Below are 24,077 nucleotides of genomic sequence, written 5' to 3'. Positions count from 1 at the left end.
AGGCCAAGGGGCGAACTGCGCCCGCATGGCATCCCCCATTCCCCGCCCGACGCCCCAGCACCGCGCCCCCCGCGCGGGAGGAGATGCACGCCCATGCCCTTCGCGCCCACCGCCCTCACCCCCGTCTTCCAGTCGCAGAGCTTCAGCCTGTGGCACTACCGCAGCACCGACACGCGCGACCAGATCACGACCGTGGGCTACTTCGCCCCGGCCCGCACGCAGCTGCGCGTGGGCGACGTGATCATCGCCCAGGCCTCGGACGCGCTCTCCATCCTGCCGGTCCGCAGCAACGCCACCATCGGCACGGGCGTGAACCTCGACGGGGCGATCGCGCCCATCGCGCTGACGCGCACCGTCGCCAAGTCCTTCCAGTTCGTGCAGCAGGCGAGCGCGGTGGTCACCACCATCATCCTGGCACCCCTGCTGGCGGGGCTGATCGCGGGCACCTCCATTCCCGTGTCGGCGCAGGTGCTGGGCCCCATCAGCCAGGTGGTCGTCTCGATCCGCGACGCCCAGGGGCAGCTCGTGCCGCCCGCGCAGATCGTGGACGTCTCGCAGGGCTACGTCACCACCACCCTGCCCACGCCGCCCGTCGGCACCGGCTATCGGCTGCGTGTGGAGGACGCGGGCGACAGCGGCGTGGCCGCCATCTCCTCCAGCTTCAACATCCTGCCCGACCTGCGGCTGATCCTCACCGAGGCCGGCGTGAAGCTGCTCCAGGAGGACGGATCGGCCATCGCCCAGGGCTGAGCCACCGCCTCCGCCCTCCCCCCAGCGCCCCAGCCCGGACGGAGCCCCATGCCCGACCTCAAGATCAGTGAGCTGCCCGCAGCCACGACACTCAGCGACGCGGACATCACCGCGCTCGTCCAGCCCAGCCCCAACACCACCCGCCGCGTCAGCATGGCGCAGCTTCGCCGACAACTGCTGACCGACCGCGGCGTGGACGTGCGCGACTTCGGCGCGGTGGGCAACGGCGTCGCGAACGACGCGCCGGCCATCCAGGCCGCCATCAACGCGCTCGGCAGCGCGGGCGGCGTGGTGAACCTCGGCGCCCGCACCTATCGCCTCGCCTCCGCCATCGTCGTGAACAACGGCGCCATCCGCCTGGTGGGCCAGGGCTTCAATGAGGGCGGCAGCCCCGGCGCGGGCACCTGGCTCACGGTGGACCAGACGAACTTCACGCCCTTCACCTTCAGCGCGACCGCCGCGCGCGGCTCGGCCGTCATGAACCTCGCCGTGCGCCAGACGCACAGCGCGACGCAGGACGCTTCCTGGGCCCCCACCGCCTATGACTGGTTCTTCCGCGTGGAAAACTGCCTGGGCGGCGTGGACTTCGACAACATCCTGCTCTCGGGCATCAACCGCGGCATCTTCATCCGCAATTCCGGCCGCGCCGACCTCAGGCGCATCCGGGGCCAGGTCTTCACCGCCGGCATCGAGATCGACGAATCCTTCGACACCGCGCGGCTGATGAATATCCATTTCTGGCCCTTCTGGTCGGCGAACACCAACGTGGTGCGCTGGCAGCAGGTCAATGGCGACGCGATGATCTTCCGCCGCGTGGATGGTATCTTCGTGGACCAGTCCTTCGTCCTCGGCTACCGGACGATGTTCCGCTTCTCCAGCTCCGCCGCGGGTTTCACGCAGAAATTCTCGATCGGCCAGGCCTATGCGGACTTCGTGCGCCACGGCGTGCTGGTCGAGGCCGCCGGCACCGACGGCCAGATCGACAGCATGACCGTGCAGTGCGAGCTGTTCAACGCGAGCGGCGCGCCGCTGCCCGGTTCGGTCGGCATCATGATCAATGCCAATTCGAGCCGCATCCAGGTCGCGAACCTGCGGGTGGATGACGCGGAGGACAACGCGATCCGGCTGGAGCAGCACTCCAACCGCCTCGACATCGGCGCGCTGCGCGTCGTGAACTTCAACCTGCGCGCCAATGGCGCCTCCGCCATCCACCTGGTGAACGCCACGACCGGCGTGCCCAACCGCGTGAACCTCGGCAGCAACCCGCTGCTGGAGACGGCCGTAATGGGCCCGCTGTTCAACGCCGGCAGCAATGGCTCGGTGGGCGTGCTCGGCCCCGCGGGCGAGGCCGCGCGGCCGGGCCTCTCGGTGGGCGAGGCCGGCACGGGCCTCGCGCGGCCCGCGGCCGGCGTGCTCTCGGCCAGCGCGGCCGGGACGGAGGTGCTGCGGGCCACGGCCGGCTCCGTGACGCTGGGTGCCGCGCCAGGCACGCATGGCCTGGAGGTGAGCACACCCGCCGGCAGCCTCAACCGCATCCAGGCGCTGGGCGGCGTCACAGGCACCCCTGGCCGCGTCGGCTGGCAGGCGGCGGGCGCGGATGCGAACATCGACGCGGTGGTCGGCCAGCCGCGCGGCGCCGGGGCGCTGCTGGCGCAGTTCCCGGATGCGGCAGCCACGGGCGGCGCGGCGCGCGGCGCGGGCGCGGTGGACCTCCAGCTCAGCCGCAACGCGGCATCGCAGGTGGCGTCCGGGCAGAACAGCATCATCGTGGGCGGCGACCGCAACACGGCGAGCGGCACGCGCGCCGCGATCCTGGGCGGCTTCAACAACGCCGCGGTCGGCGTCAACAGCATCGTGGCCGGCGGCGCCAACAACAGCGCGAGCGGCAGCGGCGCCTGGGTGCCGGGCGGTGACAGCGCCAGCACCCGCAACCAGCAGATGGGGGCCTGGGCCTTCGGCGCCTTCGCCAGCGCGGGGGACGCCCAGGCCGGCGAACGCGTCCTGCGCCGCCAGACCACCGACGCCACGCCGCTGCGGCTGAGTTCCAGCGGCGCGGACCCGGCGGGCGCCACCAACCTCAACATCCCCTCGAACAGCGGCATCGCCGCGCGCCTCCTGGTGGTGGCGCAGCAGACCGGGGGCAGCGCCGGCACGGTCGGCGATTCCGCGTGCTGGGAGGTGACGGTGATGCTGCGCCGCCTCGTGGGGGTGGCCACCACCACCTACCTCGGCGGGACGGTGATGACGTCAGGCCCGGCCCTGGCCGCGGCCACGGCCGGCAGCGCGCTGGCGCCGAGCCTCGCCAGCGCCGGCGCCACCGCCTGGCGCCTCACCCTGGACGCCGACACGGTGCTGGGTGGCCTCGCCGTCACCGCCACCGGCGAGGCGAACAAGACCATCCGCTGGGTGGCACGGATCCTGAGCACCGAGGTCGCGGCCTGACGGCCCACCGCCAGCCTTCCCCCCCACAGGAGATTCCCATGGCCCTGATCATTCCGCTCGAGCTGCCCCAGACAGGCGTCACCGCCACCTACTGGCGCATCACCCATGTCCAGGTGGACTGCAACGCCCGCATCATCCAGGCCCAGCTGCACGGCTACCTCGACGAGGCGGCGCGTCGCGCGGGCCGTGCGCCGCTGCATCACATCCCCTACCGCTTCGCCGCCGGGGACCTGCCCGACCCCTTCACGGTCTCGGTGGCCGACATCTACCGCGCCGTCCGCGAGGCGCCCGAGGGTGAGGACGCCGCCGGCGCCCCCCTGCCCTCGCGGTTCCGCGACGCCGCCGACGCCTGACCCCGCGCCCCGACCATCCGAAAGAGGATACGAAGAGAATGAGCTCCCTGACCGACCACGGCCGCAACATCCTCGCCCGCGCCCTCTGCGGCCGCCTGCCCGTCCTGCCCAACCAGGTGTTCCTGGCGCTGGGCAGCGGCGGCAGCGTGGCCGCCGGCCTGGCGGGTGAGCCGGTGGGCAATGGCTATGCCCGCCAGCGCGTCACCTTCACCGGCACCGGCAACCAGCAGAATGCCGAGCTGGTGCGCTTCACCTTCACCGGCGCGGCCGGCACCTTCACCCATGTGGGGCTGTTCGACGCCTCCTCGGGCGGCAATGCGCTGACCTGGTCACCGCTGGCGCAGAGCGTGACGGTGGGTGGGCCGGGCACGGTCACCATCAACCCGGGCGGCCTGACCATGACCGGCACCTGACCCCATGGAAGGGGGCGCCGCCCGGCTTTTCCGGGGCCGGCCGGCGCCTCAGCCATGCCAATTTCCGTTGACAGCCCGCGCATTCGTCCAGGTTGAAACTCAGGTAAGCTTTGGCTTATGCTCCCCCGTGGTGAGGGAGGCTGTGTTTCGTGAATCCATTGGACTCAGCGCGCTGGCCGGGAAGCGACCCTCGCACCCAGGACCCCTGCCTCGGCTGCGCCGGCAAGCGGTTCGGCATTTGCCATCCGCTTGACGCCTCGGCGCTGGATGAGATCTCCCACGACAGCGACCGTCACTGCCTTCCCGCCAAGAGCGTGCTGTTCCGCGAGGGCGACGCCGCCGCGCGCGCCTTCAGCGTGCTGGAAGGCACAGTGAAGCTCAGCCGTCTGCTGCCCGACGGGCGTCAGCAGGTGGTGGGCTTCCGCTTCCGCGGCGACCTGGTGGGCTACACCGCCGGCCCCACCTATCCCTTCGACGCGGAGCTGCTGACCCCTGGCCAGTTCTGCCGCATCGAACGCGGGCGGCTCGACACGCTGCTGCGCCGCTACCCGCTGATGGAACGCCGTGTGCTCGACCTGTGCCTGGGCGAGCTGGCGGCCACCCAGGAACATCTGGTCACGTTGGCGCGCCGTTCGGCGGAATCGCGCGTGGCGGCCTTCCTGCTGGGGCTGTCGGACGCGCATCGGCGCCGCGGCCTCGCCCAGCCCGAGCTGCCCATGCCCATGACCCGGGGCGACATCGGCGATTTCCTCGGCCTGACACTCGAGACTGTCAGCCGCACTTTCACCGCCTTCAAGCGCTCCGGCTGGATCGCCGAGCCGGGCGGGCAGAAGCTCCGCATCCTGGACATGGGCATGCTGCAGTCGCTGGCGGCGGGGGAAATGGCGGACATCTGACGCCGCCCCTTTCCTTGGTGTCCTTCCGTTGACCCCCATCCCTTGACCCCCATCCCTTGACCCTCTGGCCCCGCCCGCGCGAAGAACCGCGCGCGGGGGGCATGCCAGCATGGCCAGCCGCCATGATGCGACGATTGGGCGGAGGACAGGCTTTCATGCACGACCCATCGGCGGGCCAAGGCGCCAGGGCCACGCGGCCATGAACGGGCTCAAGCCCGTGCTGGCGCGACTGGCCGAAGGTGCGCGCCTCGCGGAATCCGAGGCCGAGGCCGCCTTCGGCGTCATCATGGCCGGCGAGGCCACGCCCGCGCAGATCGCGGGCATGCTCATGGCCATGCGCGTGCGCGGCGAGACGGTGGCGGAACTGACCGGCGCCGTGCGCGCCATGCGCGCCCACATGATCCCCGTCGAGGTCCCGCCGGATGCCATGGACGTGGTGGGCACGGGCGGCGATGCCTCGGGCAGCCTGAACATCTCCACCGCCAGCGCCATCGTGGTTGCCGGTTGCGGCGTGCCGGTGGCCAAGCATGGCAACCGGGCGCTCTCCTCCAAATCGGGCGCGGCGGATGCGCTGGCGGCACTGGGCGTGAACCTGGACGTGCCGCTGCCGCGCCTGCCCGCCGTGCTGGCCCAGGCCGGCATCTGCTTCCTGCTGGCCCCCCGCCACCATGCGGCACTTCGTCATGCCGGCGGCGCGCGGGCGGAGCTGGGCACGCGCACCATCTTCAACCTGCTGGGGCCGCTCGCCAATCCGGGCCGGGTGAAGCGCCAGATGACGGGCGCCTTCAGCACCACCTGGCTGCGCCCCATGGCCGAGGCGCTGGCGCGGCTGGGCACCGAGCGCGCCTGGGTGGTGCATGGCCAAGGTCTGGACGAGATCGCGCTCTCCGGCCCCACCCAGGTGGTCGAGCTGGACCAGGGCCATTTCCGCGAATTCACCGTGAGCCCGGCCGATGCCGGCCTGGACGAGGCGCCCCCCGAGGCCCTGCGCGGCGGCGACCCGTCCGAGAACGCGGCCGCACTCCGCGCCGTGCTGGAAGGCGCCCCCGGCGCCTATCGCGACGTGGTGCGCCTCAATGCGGGTGCGGCCCTTGTCGTGGCGGGCCGGGCGGCCGATCTGCGGGAGGGGGCGGCCATGGCCGCCGCCTGCCTGGACGAAGGCCGCGCGCGTGCGACACTGGACCGCCTCATCCGCGCCACCGCCCCCACGGAACCCGAACTGGCCTGAGCATCATGGACACGCATTCCACGCCCGACGTCCTCATCCGCATCCTGGCCGACAAGGCGGAGGAGGTGGCCGCGCGCATGGCCGACACCCCCATGGCCGAGATGGAACGCGCCGCCCGCCACGCGGAGCCCCCGCGCGACTTCGTGGGCGCGCTGTGCAGCGCGGTGGCCGAGGGCCGCACCGGGCTGATCGCGGAGATCAAGCGCGCCTCGCCCTCGGGCGGGCTGATCCGCGACCCCTTCGAGCCCGCCGAACTGGCGAAGGCCTATGCCGCGGGCGGTGCCTCCTGCCTGTCCGTCCTGACGGATGGGCCGCATTTCCAGGGCAGCCCCGCCCATCTCAAGGCCGCCCGCGCCGCCTGCACCCTGCCGGTGCTGCGGAAGGACTTCATGATCCATCCCTTCCAGGTGCATGAGGCGCGCGCCATGGGCGCGGATGCCATCCTGCTCATCATGGCGGCCCTTACCGACGAGATGGCCGTGGAGCTGGAGGCCATCGCCCATTCGCTGGACATGGCCGTACTGGTCGAGGTGCATGACGCGCCGGAGCTGGAACGCGCGCTGGGCCTGCGCACACGCCTGATCGGGGTGAACAACCGCAACCTGCGGACCCTGGTGACCGACCTCGGCACCAGCGAGACGCTGATTCCGATGATCCCGCCCGACCGCATTCCCGTGGCGGAATCCGGCATCCGCACCGCCGCCGATGTGAAGCGCATGGCGGCCGCCGGCGCCAACTGCATCCTGGTGGGCGAGCACCTCATGCGCCAGCCCGACGTCACGGCCGCCACGCGCGCCCTGATCGGCCCCTGAGGGAGCGCGCATGAGCGGCCTCACCCATTTCGACGCGGCGGGCCAGGCCGCCATGGTGGATGTCTCGGCCAAGGCCGAGACGGCGCGGGTGGCGCGCGCCCGGGCCCGCATCGTGATGCGGCCGGAGACCCTGGCGCTGATCCAGGATGGCCGCGCCGGCAAGGGCGATGTGCTGGGGGTGGCGCGCGTGGCCGGCATCATGGCCGCCAAGCGCACCCATGAGCTGATCCCGCTCTGCCACCCGCTGCTGATCAGCAAGGTCGCGGTAGAATTCGACATCCAGCCGCCGGATGCCATCGAGGTGGAGGCCATGGTCTCCCTTACCGGCCGCACCGGCGTCGAGATGGAGGCACTGACGGCCGCCTCCATCGCGGCGCTGACCATCTACGACATGGTCAAGGCGGTGGATCGCGGCATGCGCATCGAGGCGCTGCGCGTGGTCCACAAGGAGGGCGGCAAGTCCGGCACCTTCTCGGAACCCCCCGCATGATTTCGGTGGCCGAGGCAAGGGCACGCATCCTGGCGGGTGTGACCCCCGTCGCGGCCGAGACGGTGGCGCTGACCGATTCCTGGGGCCGCGTGCTGGCCGCGCCCGTCCCCTCGCGCGTGACCCAGCCGCCGGCCGATCTCTCGGCCATGGATGGCTATGCCGTGCGCGCCGCCGAGGCCAATGCCGGCCAGGCGCTGCGGGTGGTGGGCCAGGCCCCCGCCGGCCAGCCCTACGACGCCGTGCTGAACCCTGGCGAGGCCGTCCGCATCTTCACCGGCGCCTACATTCCTGAGGGCGCGGACGGCATCCTGCTGCAAGAGGATGCGCGCGCCGAGGCAGGCGAGGTCACCGCCACCGACCATGTCACCCCCGGCCGCTGGGTGCGCCTGCGCGGCCTCGACTTCGCCGAGGGCGACACGCTGCTCCCTGCGGGCCACCGACTGACGGCGCGCGATGTCGGGCTGGCGGCGGCCGGCAACCATGCCTTCCTGACCGTCCGCCGCCGCCCGCGCATCGGCATCCTCGCCACCGGCGACGAGATCATGCTGCCCGGCGAGCCGCCGCGCCCGGCCAGCATCTATTCCTCCAACAGCTTCGCCATCGCCGCCATGGTGCGGGCGGCGGGCGGCGAGCCCTCCATCCTGCCCGTCGCACCCGATGACCGCGCGGCCATCGCTTCCCTGGTGGAAAGTGCCGCGGGCCTCGATGTGCTGGTCACCAGCGGCGGCGCCAGCGTGGGCGAGCACGACCTGGTGCGCGAGGTGCTGGAGGGCGCGGGCTTCTCGCTCGACTTCTGGCGGATCGCCATGCGGCCGGGCAAGCCGCTGTTTCATGGGCGGCGCGCGGGCGGGCCGGCGGTGCTGGGGCTGCCGGGCAACCCGGTCTCGGCCTTCGTCTGCGGGGTGCTCTTCCTGCTGCCGCTGCTGGCCGCGCTGCAAGGGCGCGTGGGCTTCGCCCTGCCCGTGCAGCGCTACCGCCTGGGCGTGGAACTGCCGGAGAACGACCAGCGCGAGGACTACCTGCGCGCCGAACTGCGCCCCGGCGCCGATGGCGCGCCCGAGGCCCACCCCGCCGCGCGCCAGGACAGTTCCATGCTGCGGGTGCTGGCCGGCGCGCAGGCGCTCGTCATCCGCGCGCCCCATGCCCCCGCCCTGGCGCGGGGTGCCGAGGTGGAGGCGATCCCGCTCGACGCGCTCGGGCTGTGAGGTGGGCGCTGGCGCTGGCCCTGCTGCTGGCCGCCACCCCCGCCGAGGCCCAGCGCCGCCAGCCGAGTGCCGCCGCGCTGGAAGCCGCGCGCGCCTTCCTCTGCCCCAATGGCGGCACGCCCCAGCGCGGCGGCCGCTGCCGCCCCGGCCAGGATGCCCGCGGTTGGGACCGCGGCCTGCCCGCGCCCACCCGCGCCCAGCAACCCTGCCCGCCCGGCACGCGCCCGCAGACGGCGCGCGCCCAGACCGATGTCACCCGCTGCGTGCCGGAGTGAGCCACTCCCGCAGGGCCTGACCCGCGGCCTCCGGAACTTCCATGGTGGGCAGGTGGCCGGAGCCCGCGAAACGCACCAGCCTGGCCCCCGGGATCATCGCCGCCATCTCGTCATGCAGTTCAGGCGGCGTCAGCGCATCCTCCGCGCCGCAGGCGACTAGGGTGGGCACCTGAATGCTCGCCAGGTCCGGCCGTGAATCCGGCCGATGCATGATGGCATTCTGCTGGCGCAGGAAGGCCTCGCTGCCCACGCGCTCGGCCATGTCCATCACCTCCTGCGCGAGCGGGGTGCCCTGGCGGGAGGGGTGGATCAGCATCGGCAGCAGGCGCGGCGTCACCCCCCGGAACTGCCCCTGCCGGCTGAGGCTGAGAAGACCACGCCGGCGTTCCGTCTGCTCGGGCGTGTCCGGGCGGGCGGAGGTATCGAGCAGCGCCAGCTGCGTCACGCGCGCCGGCGCCTGGCGCAAGATCTCCAGCGCCACATAGCCGCCCATGGAGAGCCCCGCGACGGCGAAGCGTGGCGCGTCGTTCACCAGCGCCAGCGCATCCCGCGCCATGCCGGCCAGGGTGTCGGAGCGGGTGAGGTCCGCGATGCGCGGTTCCACCATGTCCGCGAGGGGGGGCAGCGCGTCGCGCCATAGCCGCGCATCGCAGAGCAATCCGGGCAGGAGAAGCAGGGGAAGGGCCATGGAAGGGGCATAAATCCGTGGCCCGGCACACGCAATCCACGGGTTTGCGGTTGCGTTCCGCCCCATCCGGGCGCATATGCACGGCGTTGCAGCAGAGGGCGGTTCCCGCCCGGACCGCGGCGCGCGCCCGCCCCTTGGCCGGATAACCCGACGCTCGGGGGTGCGCCGCGCGGTTTACGTGGCGCAGGATGCCAGAGACTTGAACGAACCGACCCCGCGCGCGGCCGACACGGCCGCCGAGACGGACCAGAACAACGCCCCGACCCAGGACGCCGTGACGGCCGTGGAGGCGCAAGCCGCCCCCGAGCCCGAAGCGCCGGCGCCCCAGGACAGCGCGCCCATGGAGGTTGCGGCCGAAGCCGCCCCGCCTGAGCCCGCACCGCCCGAGGCGGCCCCCGCCGAGGTTACCCCAACCGAGGTTGCCCCTGCGGAGCCGGCCATGGCCGAAGCCCCGCCCGCGCTGGCCCCGCTGCTCACCACCGCGGGCGAGCAGGCCGTGGCCGAGGAGGCGTCCGCCCCCGAGGAACCCACCGCCCCACGCACGACCTTCGCGGATATCGGCCTGTCGGAATCCATCCTCCGGGCCGTCAGTGAGGCCGGCTACATCCACCCCACGCCCATCCAGGAACAGGCCATCCCCATCGTCCTGATGGGCCGTGACGTGCTGGGCTGCGCCCAGACGGGCACCGGCAAGACGGCCAGCTTCACCCTGCCGATGATGGACATCCTCGCCGGCAGCCGGGCCAAGGCGCGCATGCCGCGCAGCTTGATCCTGGAGCCCACGCGCGAACTGGCACTCCAGGTGGCCGAGCAGTTCGTCAAATACGGCAAGTACCTGAACCTGAACCATGCGCTGCTGATCGGCGGCGAGAGCATGAACGACCAGCGCGACGTGCTCGACAAGGGCGTGGACGTGCTGATCGCGACCCCCGGCCGCCTGCTGGACCTGTTCGACCGCGGCCGCATCCTGATGGCCGACTGCAAGCTGCTGGTCATCGACGAGGCCGACCGCATGCTGGACATGGGGTTCATCCCCGATGTCGAGCGCATCGTGCAGATCATCCCGCGCCTCCGTCAGACGCTGTTCTTCTCCGCCACCATGGCGCCCGAGATCCGGCGCCTCGCCGATGCCTTCCTCTCCAACCCGAAGGAGATCACGGTCAGCCGGCCCGCCACGGTCGCGACCACGATCACCACGGGCATCGTCTATGTGCAGCCGCGCGACAAGCGCGAGGCGCTGCGCCGGCTGATCCGGCGCGAGCAGGTGCAGAACGCGCTGATCTTCTGCAACCGCAAGATCGACGTGGACATCCTCTACAAATCGCTGAAGCGGCACGGCTTCTCGGTCGGCGCCCTGCATGGCGACATGGACCAGTCCGCCCGCTTCGCCACACTCTCCGCCTTCAAGGCCAATGAGATCCGGCTGCTGGTCTGTTCGGACGTGGCGGCGCGTGGCCTCGACATCGGCGGGCTGTCGCATGTGTTCAACTTCGACGTGCCCTTCCACTCCGAGGACTATGTCCATCGCATCGGCCGCACCGGCCGCGCGGGGCGCGAGGGCCATGCCTACAGCATCGCCACCGCCGATGACGCCAAGCTCGTCGCCGCGATCGAGAAGCTGACGGGCGCGCCCATTCCGCGCCTGGAGGTCGAGGGCCTCGACCCCGTCACCGATGAGGAACTGGCCGAGGCGGCGACGCGCAAGCGCGGCCGGCCGGGGTCGTCCTCGTCCTCTTCGCGCTCCGACAGCCGGGGTGGCGACCGTGGCCGTGGTTCCCGCGACCGTGGCCCCCGGCGCGACTCCGCCCCCCGCCCCGCGCGCGAGGAAGCCCCGGCGCGCGACGAAGGCGCCCGCCCGCCCCGCCGCGCGGAAGGCGATCGCGGGCGGCGTGACGACAGCCCCCGCCCGCCGCGCGAGGAAGCGCCCCGGATGCGCGACGAGCGCCCCCGCCGCGACGACCGCGGCGACCGTGGGCGTGACCGCGACGACATGGGCCCCGCCGTGCGTGGCTTCGGCGACAGCGTTCCGGCGTTCATGCTCATCCCCATCCCGCGCCCCAAGCGCGAGACGGCCGAGCGCGACGCCGACGCCGCCGCCTGAGCGAGGCGCGCGGCTTCAGCCGATCCTGGCGGTCACCGCCGCCAGCACCGCGCGCAGCCGCGCCACCACGGCCTGCATGGTGGGCGGCACCGTCTCCGGGCCGCCGCTCCAGTTGAGCGCGAAGCCGAAGCTGACCGCCACGCCGCGCACGCGCATCTGGGCGCCGATCGCCAGCGCGTTCTCGTCATTCCAGATGATGCTGCCGCCCTTGCCATAGCTGGCCGTATGCGGCGGCACCACCATGGGCAGGATCGTGGCCATGGCGGAGATCCGCTGGAATTCGTCCAAGCTTTCCTGCCGCGCGAAGAGCCCACCCGACAGCACGAGACGATACCAGGCGGCCAGCGCCTCCGGCGAGGCGATCATGCTTTCGTGCTCCTTCATCACGGGGCGGGGCGGTTGCGGCAAGGGCCCCGCCATGGCGGCCTGCACGCCCGCCCAGCCCAGATCCTCGCCCGGCGCCGCGCCCGCGAGATACGAGACCATGCGCCGCGTGGAGCTTGCCACCCGCACATCGCGCAGCCCCGCGCGCGCGATCACGTCGCGCACCGCGTCCACGCCCACGCGCTTCATGGCCATGTCGGTCGCGGTGTTGTCGCTGTGGCTGATCATCGCCTCCAGCACGAAGCGCGCCGCCATGGTGCCGCGCAGCCCTTCCAGGATGGCGCTGCTGGGGGACCGCACCGCGTCCTCGACCTCCCATTGTTCCGTGAGGCTCGCCTCGCCCCGCTCCACGGCCAGCAGGTAGGCCGCGAGGATGAAGCTCTTGGTGGCGCTGCCGACGAAGAGGGGCCGCGCCTCCTCATGCGCCAGGTGCCAGGCTCCGGCGGGCGCATCCACCGTCACCCGCAGGCCCAGCTTGCCCCCAAGCGGCCGCGCGAGCCCTATCAGCGCCTCCAGCGCCGCGCGCGGGGCCGCATCCGTCTCCTGGGCGCGTGCTGCGATGGGCATCAGGGCGGGCGCGGCCAGCCAGGCGCGACGGCGTGGGAGTTGCGGCATACGGCGTTCCTCCTGCTTTGGCATCACCTTGGCGGCAAAGCCTTCCCCACGCAAAGCGCGGAATATGCCCCCATGCGTCGCTTCACCCTGCACAAGCGCGCCCCGGGCGTGGTAAGCCCTGGGCACCGCGCGGGCCATCCATCGCCCGGCCGCTGAAGGAAGAAGCCATGAACGTCGTCACCTCGCCCGGCAAGAGCAAGACCGCCCCCTTCACCTGGGAGGACGCCTTCCTCCTCGAGGAGCAGCTGACGGAAGACGAGCGCATGATCCGCGACGCGGCGCGCGCCTTCTGCCAGGACCGGCTGATGCCCGGCGTGCTGATGGCCAACCGGCACGAGACCTTCGACCGCTCCATCATGAACGCCTTCGGCGAGCAGGGCTTCCTCGGCGCGACGCTGGAGGGCTATGGCTGCGCCGGCGTCTCCTACGTCGCCTATGGCCTGATGGCGCGCGAGGTCGAGCGCGTGGACAGCGGCTATCGCAGCGCCTTCTCCGTGCAGTCCTCGCTCGTGATGTTTCCCATCCACGCCTATGGCAGCGAGGCGCAGAAGCAGAAGTTCCTGCCCAAGCTGCGCACCGGCGAATGGGTGGGCTGCTTCGGCCTGACCGAGCCGGACGCGGGCTCCGACCCCAACTCCATGCGGACGCGCGCGAAGCGCGTGGATGGCGGCTGGCTGGTCTCGGGCTCCAAGACCTGGATCACCAACTCGCCCATCTCCGATGTCTGCCTGGTCTGGGCCAAGGATGACGAGGGCACGCTGGGCGGCTTCCTGCTGGAACGCGGCATGAAGGGCCTGACCACGCCCAAGATCGAGGGCAAGTTCTCGCTGCGCCCCAGCATCACCGGCATGATCATGATGGACGAGGTCTTCGTCCCCGATGAGAACCGCCTGCCGCTGGCCCGTTCCTTCGCCGCGCCCTTCTCCTGCCTCAACCGCGCACGCTATGGCATCGCCTGGGGCGTGCTGGGGGCCGCCGAATTCTGCATGCACGCCGCGCGCGACTACACGCTGAACCGCAAGATGTTCGGCCGCCCGCTGGCCCAGACGCAGTTGATCCAGAAGAAGCTGGCGGACATGGAGACCGAGATCACCCTCGGCCTGCAGGCCTGCCTGCGCGTCGGCCGCCTCTTCGACGAGGGCAAGGCGGCGCCGGAGATGATCAGCCTGATCAAGCGCAACAATTGCGGCAAGGCGCTCGACATCGCGCGCATGTCCCGCGACATGCATGGCGGCAACGGGATCGTGGACGAGTACCACGTGATCCGCCACGTCATGAACCTGGAGACGGTGAACACCTATGAGGGCACGCATGACGTGCACGCCCTCATCCTCGGGCGCGCCATCACGGGGCTGAACGCCTTCGGCTGATCTGATCCCCATCACGTCGCTTCGCGCCGTGCCGGGGGCCCCTCACCACCCCAACACGTCGCTGCGCGCCGTGCCGGGGGCCCCTTACCACCCCAACACGTCGCTGCGCGCCGTGCCGGGGGCCCCGGCTTGGCGCTTTGTCCTGGTGGCGGGGTTCCGCCTGGCGAGGCAAAGCCTCGCCAGGGCACCGGGTGGGGCGGATGAGATCGCGGGCGTCCCTTGCGCCCGCCGCTTCGACCTGCCCTTTGGGCTTTTTCGCCCGGAGGGCGCCGTGACCGAGCTTTCCATCACCACCATGGGCGCCCAGGGCGACGGCATCGCGCCGCTGCCCACCGGTGGCCATGCCTTCATTCCCTACACCCTGCCCGGCGAAAGGGTGGAGGCGCATCTCGGCGCGGCGCGGCAGGGAGTGGTGCCGGGGTCGGCTCTCTCCATCCTGGACGCCAGTCCGGAGCGCGTCGCGGCCCCCTGCTCCCATTTCGGTCGCTGCGGCAGCTGCGCCCTGCAGCATTGGGCCGATGCGCCCTATGCGGCCTGGAAGCGCGGACGCCTCGTCGCCGCGCTGGAATCCGCGGGCTTTGCCACGCCCCTGGTGCATGACCTCGCCCGCACGCCCCCGGGCGCCCGCCGCCGCGCCGATCTGGGGTTGGAGCGGCTAGCGGATGGCCGCGTCACCATCGGCTTCCACGCCCGTGGCAGCCATGACCTGATCCCGCTGGCCGAATGCCCCGTGCTGCAACCCGCCCTGGTGGCATTGCTGCCACAACTGGCGGAGACGCTGCGCAGCCTCTCGGCCCTGAAGCGGCTGGGGGCCGTGGTGGTGAACATGCTGGACAGCGGGCCGGACCTGCTGCTGCGCACCGACGGGCCGCTCACCATGCCCGACCGGCAGCGCCTGGCCGCCTTCGCCGCCACGCACCGCATTCCGCGTATCGCCTGGTCCACCAAGGGCGCGAACGAGGTGGCGGCGCAGCATGATCCGGTGCGGCACCACCTCTCGGGCGTGGCCGTCGCGCCCCCGGCCGGGGCCTTCCTGCAGGCCAGCCGCGAGGGCGAGGCCGCCATCATCGCCGCCGTCCTGGCCGGGCTGCCGGCCAAGCTGTCCAAGCGGGCGCGGCTGCTGGATCTCTATGCCGGCATCGGCACGCTCTCTCTGCCGCTGGCCGCGCATGGGGTGGTGCAGGCCTATGAGGGCGATGGCGCGGCCGTCACGACGCTGGCCGGCGCGCATCCGCGCATCACCGCCACCCGGCGCGACCTGGCGCGGCAGCCCCTGTTGCCGGCCGAGCTGAAATCCTATGCCGTGGTGGTGCTGGACCCGCCCTTCAACGGCGCGCCCGAGCAGGTGGCGCAGATCGCGCGCAGCGCGGTGCCGCATGTGATCTACGTCTCCTGCAACCCCGCGGCACTGGCGCGCGACGCGGCGACCCTGCGCAGCGCGGGCTTCGCGCTGCGCGAGGCGACGCCGGTGGACCAGTTCCTCTGGTCGCCGCACCTCGAGAGTGTGGCCGTCTTCGCGCGGTAGCTTGCCAGGGACCGCCGGCGGCGGGATGTTGCGCCCATGCCCCGCATCCTCACGCTCGCCGGCGCGCAGACCGGCCCCATCCAGCGCGCCGACAGCCGGCGCCATACGCTGGACCGCCTCATCGCCCTGCTGGAGGACGCCGCCCGGCAGGGCGCGCAAATGGTCGTCTTCCCGGAACTGGCGCTGACCACCTTCTTCCCGCGCTGGTTCATCCCGAACACGCAGGAGCTCGACACCTGGTTCGAGCGCGCCATGCCCAACCCCAACTGCCAGGCGCTGTTCGACCGCGCGCGCGAACTGCGGGTGGGCTTCTACCTGGGTTACGCAGAGCTGACCGAGGACGGCCACCGCTTCAACACCGCCATCACCGTCGGCCCGGATGGCGAGATCCTGGGCAAGTACCGCAAGGTGCATCTGCCTGGCAGCGTGGAACCGCGCGAGGGCAGCCGCTTCCAGCAGCTGGAGAAGCGCTATTTCGAATACGGCGACATGGGCTTCCCCGCCTTCCGCGGCCCGGCCGAGTGGCACCGCCCCGTCATGGGCATGCTGATCTGCAATGACCGCCGCTGGCCCGAGGCGTGGCGCTGCTATGGCCTCCAGGGCGTGGAGCTGATGGTGATGGGCTACAACTCCGCGGCCTATGACCCTAATGGCGGCAGCACCGAGAATGAGGACATCCGCACCTTCCACTCGACCCTGGCCGCGCAGTCCAACGCCTACATGAACGCGACCTGGGCCGTGAGTGTGGCGAAGGCCGGCAATGAGGATGGCTCGGGGCTGATCGGCGGCTCGGTCATCGTGAACCCGGACGGTGTGGTGGTGGCCCAGGCGAAGACCCTGGGCGACGAGGTCGTCATGGCCGAATGCGACCTCGACGCCTGCCTCCAGGGCAAGGAGAAGATGTTCAACTTCGCCGCCCATCGCCGCCCGGAGCACTACAGGCGCATCGTCGAGCAGGTTGGCGCCGAACCCCCGGCCTGAAACGGCCCTCGGCGCCGCGTGGGTCAATCCCGCGCGACGCCGAATTCCAGGTCCCGGTGGACCCAGACACTGAGCAACAATCCGAAGCCCAGCATGGTGGTCATCATGGCACTCCCGCCATGGCTGATCAGCGGCAGCGGCACACCGCCCACCGGAATGCCGCCCGTCACCATGGCCACGTTCACGAAGACGTAGAGGAACCAGTTGGCGCCCAGCCCCAGCGCCAGCAGCCGGCCGAACTGGTGCTTGCAGCGCAGCGCCACCAGCAGGCAGAAGGCCACCACCCCCAACAGCAGGGCCAGCGTCACCAGGGCGCCCACCAGGCCGAATTCCTCGGCGATCATGGTGAAGATGAAGTCCGTTTCCTTCTCGGGCAGGAAGTTCAGGTGGCCCTGCGTGCCTTGCAGAAAGCCCTTGCCCCAGATGCCGCCCGAGCCCAGCGCGATCTTGGATTGGATGATGTTGTAACCCGCCCCCAGCGGGTCGCTCTCCGGGTCGAGGAAGGTGGTGATGCGCGCGCGCTGGTAGTCGCGCAGGTTGGCGTAGAGGATGGGTGCGGCGGCCGCCATCAGCCCCAACACGCCGGCGAATTTCCACCACCGCACGCCCGCCGCCCAGAACATCACGCCGCCCAGCGCCAGCACGATCAGCGAGGTGCCGAGGTTGGGCTGCTTGAAGATCAGCCCCACCGGGACCAGCACCAGCAGCAAGGGCGGCAGCAGGAAGAAGGGGTTGCCCATGCGCTCCCAGCTCGCCCGGTGGAAATAGGCGGCCAGCATCAGCACCAGCATGATCTTCATCAGCTCGGAGGGCTGCAATTGCAGCGGGCCGATCGCGATCCAGCGCTGCGCGCCGCCGCCCACCTGGCCGTGCAGCGCCACCAGCACCAGCAGCCCCAGCGCCGCCGCATAGCCAAGCCAGGCCAGCCGCGCGAAGAGCCGGACATCCACCAGCGCCAGGCACAGCACCATCACCAGGCAGAAGCCGAAGCGCAGCCCGTGACGGTTGGCGTAGAGGTCCGGGTTGCCGCCGCCCGCCGAATACAGCGCCACATACCCCACCCCCGCCACGGCACAGAGCAGCAGGACGAAGAGCCAGGGGATTTGCCAAAGCTTCTGGAACACGCCCACGCCCCGGTCGCGCGTCAGAAGCCGGCGCTCGAGCAGCGCGCTCATGGCTCGCGCCTCTGAGCCACGCGGGGCGGGATGGGCTGGCGGAAGCGGTTGAAGGTTTCGACCAGCACGTCGCGCGCCAGGGGGGCCGCGGTGCCGGAGCCCGAGGTGCCGTGCTCCACCACCACGCTCACGGCATAGCGCGGGTTGTCATGCGGCGCGTAGCCGACGAAGAGCGCGTGCGGGCGCCATTCGCGCGGCACGTTCTGCACGTTGAAGCCACGCTCCCGCTGCTCGCGCGTGACGCGACGGACCTGGGTGGTGCCGGTCTTGCCCGACATCTGGCCGAAGCCCTGCATGTTGCGCGAGGCATAGGCGGTGCCGCCCTGTTCGTTCATCACGGACCACATGGCGTCGCGCATCAGGCGCAGGTTGCGCTCCTGGATGCCAAGGCTGGGCCAGTCCTCCGGACGCCGGCCCGGGATGGGCCGCCCGCCCACGGCGCGGGTCAGGTGCGGCTGGATGGCGCGGCCGGAAGCGAGCCGCGCCGTCATCACGGCCAGCGACAGCGGCGTCAATTGATAAAAGCCCTGGCCGATGCCGTGCACCACCGTGTCGCCCACGGACCAGGCGCGGCCGCGCGCCTCCTGCCAGGCGCGGCTGGGCACGACGCCCGGGCGTGCGCCCGGCAGCTCGATGTCGAGGTCCACCCCCATGCCGAACCGCCGCGCCATGGCGGCGATGCGGTCCATGCCGATGCGCCGCGCGATCTCATAATAGTAGACGTCGCAGGAGACCTTCAGCGAGGTCCGCAAATCCACGCCGCCATGCCCGTTGCGGTTCCAGCAGTGGAAGCGGTTGTTGCCGAAGTCGAGATGGCCCGGGCAATGGATGCGCTCGCCCGGCGTCACCAGCCGCGCCTCGAGGGCCGCCAGCGCCACCATCATCTTGAAGGTGGAGCCCGGCGCGTAGAGCCCGTTCGTGGTCTTGTTGATCAGCGGCGTGGAACGGCCCGACGTCCATTGCCGCCACTGGGAAGCCGAGACGCCGGAGTTGAAGATGTTGGGGTCGAAGGAGGGCTGGCTTGCCATGGCCAGCACCTCGCCATTGGTGGCGTCCAGCACGACGACCGAGGTGCCCTCCTCGATCTTGCCGCGCACGGCCTTCTGGAGCTCGACGTCAATGGTCAGCTCCACGTCGGAACCGGGCACGCCCTCGCGCCGGTCCATCTCGCGGATGATGCGGCCGACGGCGTTGACCTCGAGCTGCACGGCGCCGGCGCGGCCGCGCAGGGTGGTGTCATGGAAGCGCTCCACGCCCGCGCGGCCCACGCGGATGCCGGGCAGTTGCAGCAGCGGGTCGCCGTCCAGGTCGGCCTCGCTGGGGGGAGCCACGTAGCCCACCACATGGGCCAGGTGCTCGGCCTCGGGGTAGATGCGGGTGGTGCCGACATCAATCAGGATGCCGGGCAGGTCGGGCGCGTTCACCTCGATGCGCGCCATCTCCTCCCATTCCAGGAATTCGCGCACCATCACGGGCACGAAGCGGCGGCGGCGGCGCACGTCGCGGGTGATGCGCGCCCGATCGGCCTCGGTCAGCGGGACGATGCGGCTGAAGGTTTCGAGCGTCGCGGCGACGTCGGTGGTGTGCTCGGCCACCAGAAGGGCACGCCAATTCAGCCGGTTACCGGCCACCACCTCGCCGTTGCGGTCAAAGATGCGGCCGCGGGGCGGCGAGAGCAGCCGGGCGGAGCGTCGGTTTTCCTCGGCCAGGGTGGCGAAGCGCTCGCCCTGGTCCACCTGCAGCGTGTGCAGCCGCCAGCCCAGGAAGCCGAAGGCGCCGAGCTGCGCGCCCCCCAGCAGCAGGGCGCGGCGGGTGAAGACGGTGCGGCGCAGTTCCTCCTCGCGCTTCACGCCGCGCATGGAGAAGTTGGCGATGCCGCCCTTCTCGCGCCGTCGCAGGATGCGGGGCCACTTCATCGCAGCGCATCCTCCGCCCGCTGCATGGCCATGTGCATGCGCGACAGCACGAAGGCCAGCGCCGGATAGCCGCCCGCCATGATGCCGAGGAGCGTCAGCCCCGGCACGAAGGGCGGCCTTTGCCAGCCCAGCAGCGCCTGGAACAGCCAGCCCAGCAGCACCGCGCCCGCCGCCACGGCGCAGAAGGCGAGCCAGCCCCACAGGAAGGAGGCCCGCGCCAGCCAGGTGCGCCCGCGCAGCGCCACCCCATGCATCAGCAGCAGGATCAGCCCGCCGCTGCCCAGCGGGGTGAAGCCCAGCAGGTCCTGCAACAGGCCCAGCGCGAAGACGATGGGCGGCGGCATGGCGCCGGGGCGGAACACCGTCCAGAAGAAGACGCTGGGCACGGCCACCGCCACCACGAGGCCCGGCACCCCCACCGGCACCGCCGCCATCACAAGCAGGAACACGGTGAAGGCCGCGGGAAACACCGCCCGCGCGCCGGCATCGAGCTGCCGCATAAGCCCCATGGGTGGCGCGGGGCGCCCCTTCCTGGCCATGGGCCTCAGCGCCGACCGCGCGGCTCGGGCCGGGCCACGGCCTCAGGGGGGAGGATGCCGGCCAGGCCGAAATCGAAGAGGCGCAGCACGTCCAGCCGTTCGAGCTGGGCGAAGAGCTCCACCTCCGCCGCCCCGCCCTCGGTGCGGCGCACCACGCCGACCGGAAGGCCCGCCGGGAAGGCGCCGGCCTCGGCCGAGGTCACCACCCGGTCACCATCGCGGGGCTGGACGCCCTCGGGCCAGTGCTGCAGGCGCGGGCGGGCGGTGTTGCCGCCCACCATCATGGCGCGTGCGCGGGAGCCCTCGATGATGACCGGCACACGGCTGTTGATGTCGGTGGCCAACAGCACCCGGGCGGAGCGGGAGCCCACCTCGGTCACGCGGCCCACGAAGCCGCGCTCGTCCAGCGCCACCTGGCCCTTGCGGATGTCATGCTGCGGGCCGGTGGCCAGCAGCACGGCGCGGGCATAGGTCCCGCCGCCATCGGCCACCACGCGGGCGGTGCGGAATTGCGGCGTAGGGTCGGGAATCCAGGAAAGCTGGCGGCGCAGCAGGGCATTCTCGGCCTCCAGCGCCAGGGCCGCGGCCTGCCAGCGGCGCAGCCGGTCATTTTCCTCGGTGAGGCGGGCGTTCTCGCTGCGGAGATACCAGAGTGACTGGACCTCCTCGATGCCCTGGCGCACCGCCGTCACGGGCTCCTGCACCGCGGCCCAGATGGGGGTCAGGGCATCGGCCAGCACCATGCGGGCGCGTTCCACCAGCAGCGCGTCCGCGCGGCCGAGCAGCATGGTGCCGAAGGCGACGGCGATCAGCACCGGCAGGGAGAGCCGGGCCAAGGCCTGCCGCAAAGGGATGCTCAGACGGATCAAGTCCCCCCCGGGTTCCGCGAGTCACTCCACCTCAATACATCGAACTCAGCACCTGGCGAAGCCGCTTCAGCTCCTCCAGGGCGCGGCCCGTCCCGAGCGCCACGCAGGAGAGCGGCTCCTCTGCCACCACGACGGGCAGGCCTGTCGCGTCGCGCAGCACTTCGTCCAGGCGATAGAGCAGCGCGCCACCCCCGGTGAGCACGATGCCCTTGTCCACGATATCGGCGGCGAGTTCGGGCGGCGTGTTCTCCAGCGCGACCTTCACCGCGTCCACGATCTGGGTCACCGGCTCGTTCAGCGCGTAGGCGATCTCGCGCTGGGTCACGACCACCTCGCGCGGGACGCCGTTCATCAGGTCGCGGCCCTTCACCTCGGTCATGGGGCCGTCCTCGCCGTCCAGGGGCGGGGCGGCGGCGCCGATCTCCATCTTGATCCGCTCGGCCGAGCTTTCGCCCACCAGCAGGTTGAAGGTGCGGCGGATGTAGCTGATGACGGCCTCATCCATCTTGTCGCCGCCCACACGGACGCTGCGGGCATAGACGATGCCGCCGAGCGAGATGACCGCCACCTCCGTCGTGCCGCCGCCGATGTCCACCACCATGGAGCCCGAAGGCTCGGTCACCGGCAGGCCGGCGCCGATGGCCGCCGCCATGGGTTCCTCGATCAGCAGCACCTTGCGGGCACCGGCGCTCTCGGCGCTTTCCTGGATGGCGCGGCGCTCGACGGCGGTGGAGCCGGAGGGCACGCAGACGATGATCATGGGCGAGGTGAAGCTGCGCCGGTTGTGCACCTTGCGGATGAAATGCTTGATCATTTCCTCCGCCACCTCGAAATCGGCGATGACGCCGTCGCGGAGTGGGCGGATGGCCGCGATGTTCCCCGGGGTGCGGCCCAGCATCTGCTTGGCCTCCTCGCCCACGGCCAGCACCTGCTTGCGGCCGCGATGGTCGGAGATGGCCACCACCGAAGGTTCATTCAGCACGATGCCCCGGCCCTTCACGTAGACGAGCGTATTGGCCGTGCCGAGGTCGATGGCCATGTCGGCGGAGAGGAAGCCGAACAGGCGTGCAAACATGGGGTGCGACCTTCCTGGGGGAAACCGGGGGGGAGGCGCGATGCCTAGCGGCTTGGCCCCGGCAGGGCAAGACGGGCCCAAGAGGCAGGGTGCGCCCGCACCGTCAAGGCCGCGCCCGCAATCCCATCCGCCCCCCGGTGCCCTTGCGAGGCTTTGCCTCGCAAGGCGGAGCCAAGCTGGCAGGACGGGCGCCGAACCGCCCCTCCCGGCACGACGCGAAGCGACGTGCCGGGGAATGTCGGGGCCCCCGCGAAAGCGCCGGAGGCGATTTCGTGGGGAGCGGGCTACGCCCGCAAAACCGCCGGCGGCTCCGTCCGCTCCCGCTTCACCAGCAGCTTGTTCAGCGCATGCACATAGGCGCGCGCGGAGGCGACGATGGTGCAGGTGTCCGCCCCCTGCCCGTCCACCAGCTTGCCCTTTTCCTCAAAGCGCACGGTCACGCGCGCCTGGGCATCGGTGCCGCCGGTGACGGACTGCACCGCATAGAGCTTCAGGTTGACCTCATGCGGGTAGGCCTGCCGCAGCGCGTTGAAGGTGGCGTCCACCGCCCCGTCGCCGATGGCCATGCCGTCGCGCCGCTCGCCATCCACCTCGAGCGTGATGGTGGCCATGGGCTTGGTGCCCATGCCGGTGGAAACATTGAGGCCCGTCAGGCGGATGGTCTCGTTGGTGCGGCCCACCTCGTCATCCACCAGGGCGGCGATGTCCTCGTCGTAGACGACCTTCTTGCGGTCGGCCAAGTCCTTGAATCGCTTGAAGGCGTCGTTGAGCTGGTTGTCACCGATCTCATAGCCCAGGGACTTCAGCCGGTCGCGGAAGGCGGCGCGGCCGGAATGCTTGCCGAGCACCAGGGAGTTGGTGGTCCAGCCCACCGAATCGGGCGTCATGATCTCGTAGGTCGAGGCATCCTTCAGCACGCCATCCTGGTGGATGCCGCTCTCATGCGCGAAGGCATTGCGGCCCACGATGGCCTTGTTGGGCTGCACGTCGAAGCCCGTGGTGGCGGCCAGCAGCTTGGAGACCTTCAGCAGCTTGGTGGTCGTGATGTTGTTGGTGGTGGGAATGGCGTCATGCCGCGTGCGCAGCGCCATCACCGCCTCCTCCAGGGAGGCATTGCCGGCACGCTCGCCGATGCCGTTGATGGTGCATTCCACCTGCCGCGCGCCGGCGCGGATGGCGGCCAGCGTGTTGGCAACGGCCAGGCCCAGGTCGTTGTGGTTGTGGGTGGAGAAGATCACCCCATCCGCGCCGGGAACCTTCTCTCGCAACATGTTGAAGATGTGGAACATGTCCTCCGGCACGGCGTAGCCCACCGTGTCGGGGATATTGATAGTGGTCGCACCCGCCTTGATGGCGGCCTCCACGCAGCGGCACAGGAAGTCATGCTCGGTGCGGGTGCCGTCCTCGGCGGACCATTCCACGTCATCCGTGTGCTGACGGGCGAGCGAGACGCTGGCCGTGACCAGTTCCAGCACCGCCTCGGGCTCCATTCGCAGCTTCACCCGCATGTGCAGGGGCGATGTGGAGACGAAGGTGTGGATGCGGCGCCGCGCGGCGGGCTTGATGGCCTCGGCCGCGCGCAGGATGTCGGCCGAGGAAGTGCGGGCCAGGCCACAGACCACCGGGCCATCCTTGGCGAAACGCTTGGCGATGGCCTCCACGCTTTCGAAATCGCCGATGGAGGCGATGGGGAAGCCCGCTTCCATGACGTCCACGCCCAGATCGGCCAGGGCCTCGGCCATGCGCAGCTTCTCGTCCAGGTTCATGGAGAAGCCGGGCGATTGCTCGCCATCGCGCAGCGTCGTGTCGAAGATGATGATGCGGTCTTCGGCCAGGGTGCCAAAGGAGGGGTGGTTGATGGCCATGTGACGTCTCGCTTCGTTTCGTTCCGACATGCGGCATCTTCGCCGCCGGGGCTACCCCCTGAGCGACACCGGCACGCAGCCGGGCATCACGCTCAGGGGCGCGTAAGTCG

Annotated in this window: 22 protein-coding genes; 14 read left to right on the top strand and 8 right to left on the bottom strand. The window is 71.2% G+C overall.

Translation table 11 applies throughout. The features are described from left to right. Positions 1-93: 93 nt before the first annotated feature. From JTN19_RS18610 to JTN19_RS18565, 10 genes are all read left to right on the top strand, one after another. A complete protein-coding gene (locus JTN19_RS18610; protein WP_206935745.1) occupies positions 94-750 on the top strand; it encodes a hypothetical protein in 657 nt (218 codons plus the stop codon). 48 nt (positions 751-798) lie between these two features. Further along, entirely contained in the window at positions 799-3,192 is a 2,394-nt protein-coding gene (locus JTN19_RS18605) for a glycosyl hydrolase family 28-related protein (protein WP_206935742.1), read from the top strand. Positions 3,193-3,230: 38 nt separating this feature from the next. Next, a complete protein-coding gene (locus JTN19_RS18600; protein ID WP_206935740.1) occupies positions 3,231-3,545 on the top strand; it encodes a hypothetical protein in 315 nt (104 codons plus the stop codon). A gap of 38 nt (positions 3,546-3,583) precedes the next feature. Then, positions 3,584-3,958 (top strand): phage tail fiber protein, encoded by a 375-nt coding sequence (locus tag JTN19_RS18595; protein ID WP_206935738.1) that lies wholly within the window; start codon positions 3,584-3,586, stop codon positions 3,956-3,958. Positions 3,959-4,107: 149 nt separating this feature from the next. Continuing rightward, on the top strand, positions 4,108-4,854 hold the full coding sequence (locus JTN19_RS18590; RefSeq protein WP_206935736.1) for a helix-turn-helix domain-containing protein: 747 nt from the start codon (positions 4,108-4,110) through the stop codon (positions 4,852-4,854). 199 nt (positions 4,855-5,053) lie between these two features. Next, positions 5,054-6,082, top strand: coding sequence for an anthranilate phosphoribosyltransferase (trpD, locus tag JTN19_RS18585; protein WP_206935734.1), 1,029 nt, complete (start codon positions 5,054-5,056; stop codon positions 6,080-6,082). A 5-nt stretch (positions 6,083-6,087) separates the two neighbouring features. Continuing rightward, positions 6,088-6,894, top strand: coding sequence for an indole-3-glycerol phosphate synthase TrpC (gene trpC / locus JTN19_RS18580; RefSeq protein ID WP_206935732.1), 807 nt, complete (start codon positions 6,088-6,090; stop codon positions 6,892-6,894). 10 nt (positions 6,895-6,904) lie between these two features. Next, entirely contained in the window at positions 6,905-7,384 is a 480-nt protein-coding gene (gene moaC / locus JTN19_RS18575; protein WP_206935730.1) for a cyclic pyranopterin monophosphate synthase MoaC, read from the top strand. Further along, complete coding sequence (locus JTN19_RS18570; RefSeq protein ID WP_206935728.1) at positions 7,381-8,589, top strand: molybdopterin molybdotransferase MoeA; 1,209 nt, start codon at positions 7,381-7,383, stop codon at positions 8,587-8,589. The genes moaC and JTN19_RS18570 overlap by 4 nt, the downstream gene beginning before the upstream one ends. Beyond that, positions 8,586-8,864, top strand: coding sequence for a hypothetical protein (locus tag JTN19_RS18565; protein ID WP_206935726.1), 279 nt, complete (start codon positions 8,586-8,588; stop codon positions 8,862-8,864). The genes JTN19_RS18570 and JTN19_RS18565 overlap by 4 nt, the downstream gene beginning before the upstream one ends. Here the strand turns inward: JTN19_RS18565 and JTN19_RS18560 are convergent. Then, the gene (locus JTN19_RS18560) at positions 8,842-9,552 is read right to left on the bottom strand and encodes an alpha/beta fold hydrolase (protein WP_206935724.1); all 711 of its coding nucleotides are present in this window, start codon (positions 9,550-9,552) and stop codon (positions 8,842-8,844) included. The two genes, JTN19_RS18565 and JTN19_RS18560, sit on opposite strands and share 23 nt — an antisense overlap. Before the next feature lie 199 nt (positions 9,553-9,751). Here JTN19_RS18560 and JTN19_RS18555 point away from each other — a divergent pair, with 199 nt between their 5' ends. Next, positions 9,752-11,653, top strand: coding sequence for a DEAD/DEAH box helicase (locus tag JTN19_RS18555; RefSeq protein ID WP_408901890.1), 1,902 nt, complete (start codon positions 9,752-9,754; stop codon positions 11,651-11,653). Between the two features lie 15 nt (positions 11,654-11,668). On the opposite strand, the gene JTN19_RS18550 is transcribed toward JTN19_RS18555, so the two are convergent. After that, the gene (locus tag JTN19_RS18550) at positions 11,669-12,652 is read right to left on the bottom strand and encodes a serine hydrolase (RefSeq protein WP_206935718.1); all 984 of its coding nucleotides are present in this window, start codon (positions 12,650-12,652) and stop codon (positions 11,669-11,671) included. Between the two features lie 167 nt (positions 12,653-12,819). Between JTN19_RS18550 and JTN19_RS18545 the strand changes: the two genes are divergently transcribed. The 3 genes from JTN19_RS18545 to JTN19_RS18535 all read left to right on the top strand — a co-directional run bounded on the left by JTN19_RS18545 (position 12,820) and on the right by JTN19_RS18535 (position 16,528). After that, entirely contained in the window at positions 12,820-14,022 is a 1,203-nt protein-coding gene (locus tag JTN19_RS18545; RefSeq protein WP_206935715.1) for an acyl-CoA dehydrogenase, read from the top strand. Positions 14,023-14,293: 271 nt separating this feature from the next. Beyond that, entirely contained in the window at positions 14,294-15,547 is a 1,254-nt protein-coding gene (locus JTN19_RS18540; RefSeq protein WP_340643370.1) for a class I SAM-dependent RNA methyltransferase, read from the top strand. 36 nt (positions 15,548-15,583) lie between these two features. Further along, entirely contained in the window at positions 15,584-16,528 is a 945-nt protein-coding gene (locus JTN19_RS18535) for an N-carbamoyl-D-amino-acid hydrolase (RefSeq protein WP_206935712.1), read from the top strand. A gap of 23 nt (positions 16,529-16,551) precedes the next feature. Here the strand turns inward: JTN19_RS18535 and rodA are convergent, their stop codons facing one another. The 6 genes from rodA to JTN19_RS18505 all read right to left on the bottom strand — a co-directional run bounded on the left by rodA (position 16,552) and on the right by JTN19_RS18505 (position 23,967). Further along, positions 16,552-17,703, bottom strand: coding sequence for a rod shape-determining protein RodA (rodA, locus tag JTN19_RS18530; RefSeq protein ID WP_206935710.1), 1,152 nt, complete (start codon positions 17,701-17,703; stop codon positions 16,552-16,554). Then, positions 17,700-19,619 (bottom strand): penicillin-binding protein 2, encoded by a 1,920-nt coding sequence (gene mrdA, locus JTN19_RS18525; RefSeq protein WP_242531278.1) that lies wholly within the window; start codon positions 19,617-19,619, stop codon positions 17,700-17,702. The genes rodA and mrdA overlap by 4 nt, the downstream gene beginning before the upstream one ends. After that, on the bottom strand, positions 19,616-20,119 hold the full coding sequence (locus JTN19_RS18520) for a rod shape-determining protein MreD (protein ID WP_242531277.1): 504 nt from the start codon (positions 20,117-20,119) through the stop codon (positions 19,616-19,618). The genes mrdA and JTN19_RS18520 overlap by 4 nt, the downstream gene beginning before the upstream one ends. A gap of 44 nt (positions 20,120-20,163) precedes the next feature. Continuing rightward, on the bottom strand, positions 20,164-21,027 hold the full coding sequence (gene mreC, locus JTN19_RS18515) for a rod shape-determining protein MreC (protein ID WP_206935706.1): 864 nt from the start codon (positions 21,025-21,027) through the stop codon (positions 20,164-20,166). A gap of 31 nt (positions 21,028-21,058) precedes the next feature. Continuing rightward, the gene (locus tag JTN19_RS18510; RefSeq protein ID WP_206935703.1) at positions 21,059-22,102 is read right to left on the bottom strand and encodes a rod shape-determining protein; all 1,044 of its coding nucleotides are present in this window, start codon (positions 22,100-22,102) and stop codon (positions 21,059-21,061) included. Positions 22,103-22,386: 284 nt separating this feature from the next. Further along, complete coding sequence (locus JTN19_RS18505) at positions 22,387-23,967, bottom strand: 2-isopropylmalate synthase (RefSeq protein WP_206935701.1); 1,581 nt, start codon at positions 23,965-23,967, stop codon at positions 22,387-22,389. Positions 23,968-24,077 lie beyond the last annotated feature (110 nt).

The sequence above is a fragment of the Roseococcus thiosulfatophilus genome (genome assembly GCF_017311575.1).
GTDB lineage: Bacteria > Pseudomonadota > Alphaproteobacteria > Acetobacterales > Acetobacteraceae > Roseococcus > Roseococcus thiosulfatophilus.
This window is presented reverse-complemented; position numbering and strand designations above follow the sequence as displayed.

What these genes read in the sequence shown, in the direction of transcription:
- JTN19_RS18610 (WP_206935745.1), top strand. Translation starts at nt 94, where the DNA reads ATGCCCTTCGCGCCCACCGCCCTCACCCCCGTCTTCCAGTCGCAGAGC.
- JTN19_RS18605 (WP_206935742.1), top strand. Translation starts at nt 799, where the DNA reads ATGCCCGACCTCAAGATCAGTGAGCTGCCCGCAGCCACGACACTCAGC.
- JTN19_RS18600 (WP_206935740.1), top strand. Translation starts at nt 3,231, where the DNA reads ATGGCCCTGATCATTCCGCTCGAGCTGCCCCAGACAGGCGTCACCGCC.
- JTN19_RS18595 (WP_206935738.1), top strand. Translation starts at nt 3,584, where the DNA reads ATGAGCTCCCTGACCGACCACGGCCGCAACATCCTCGCCCGCGCCCTC.
- trpD (WP_206935734.1), top strand. Translation starts at nt 5,054, where the DNA reads ATGAACGGGCTCAAGCCCGTGCTGGCGCGACTGGCCGAAGGTGCGCGC.
- trpC (WP_206935732.1), top strand. Translation starts at nt 6,088, where the DNA reads ATGGACACGCATTCCACGCCCGACGTCCTCATCCGCATCCTGGCCGAC.
- moaC (WP_206935730.1), top strand. Translation starts at nt 6,905, where the DNA reads ATGAGCGGCCTCACCCATTTCGACGCGGCGGGCCAGGCCGCCATGGTG.
- JTN19_RS18570 (WP_206935728.1), top strand. Translation starts at nt 7,381, where the DNA reads ATGATTTCGGTGGCCGAGGCAAGGGCACGCATCCTGGCGGGTGTGACC.
- JTN19_RS18560 (WP_206935724.1), bottom strand. Translation starts at nt 9,552, where the DNA reads ATGGCCCTTCCCCTGCTTCTCCTGCCCGGATTGCTCTGCGATGCGCGG.
- JTN19_RS18550 (WP_206935718.1), bottom strand. Translation starts at nt 12,652, where the DNA reads ATGCCGCAACTCCCACGCCGTCGCGCCTGGCTGGCCGCGCCCGCCCTG.
- JTN19_RS18545 (WP_206935715.1), top strand. Translation starts at nt 12,820, where the DNA reads ATGAACGTCGTCACCTCGCCCGGCAAGAGCAAGACCGCCCCCTTCACC.
- JTN19_RS18535 (WP_206935712.1), top strand. Translation starts at nt 15,584, where the DNA reads ATGCCCCGCATCCTCACGCTCGCCGGCGCGCAGACCGGCCCCATCCAG.
- rodA (WP_206935710.1), bottom strand. Translation starts at nt 17,703, where the DNA reads ATGAGCGCGCTGCTCGAGCGCCGGCTTCTGACGCGCGACCGGGGCGTG.
- mrdA (WP_242531278.1), bottom strand. Translation starts at nt 19,619, where the DNA reads ATGAAGTGGCCCCGCATCCTGCGACGGCGCGAGAAGGGCGGCATCGCC.
- JTN19_RS18520 (WP_242531277.1), bottom strand. Translation starts at nt 20,119, where the DNA reads ATGCGGCAGCTCGATGCCGGCGCGCGGGCGGTGTTTCCCGCGGCCTTC.
- JTN19_RS18510 (WP_206935703.1), bottom strand. Translation starts at nt 22,102, where the DNA reads ATGTTTGCACGCCTGTTCGGCTTCCTCTCCGCCGACATGGCCATCGAC.
- JTN19_RS18505 (WP_206935701.1), bottom strand. Translation starts at nt 23,967, where the DNA reads ATGGCCATCAACCACCCCTCCTTTGGCACCCTGGCCGAAGACCGCATC.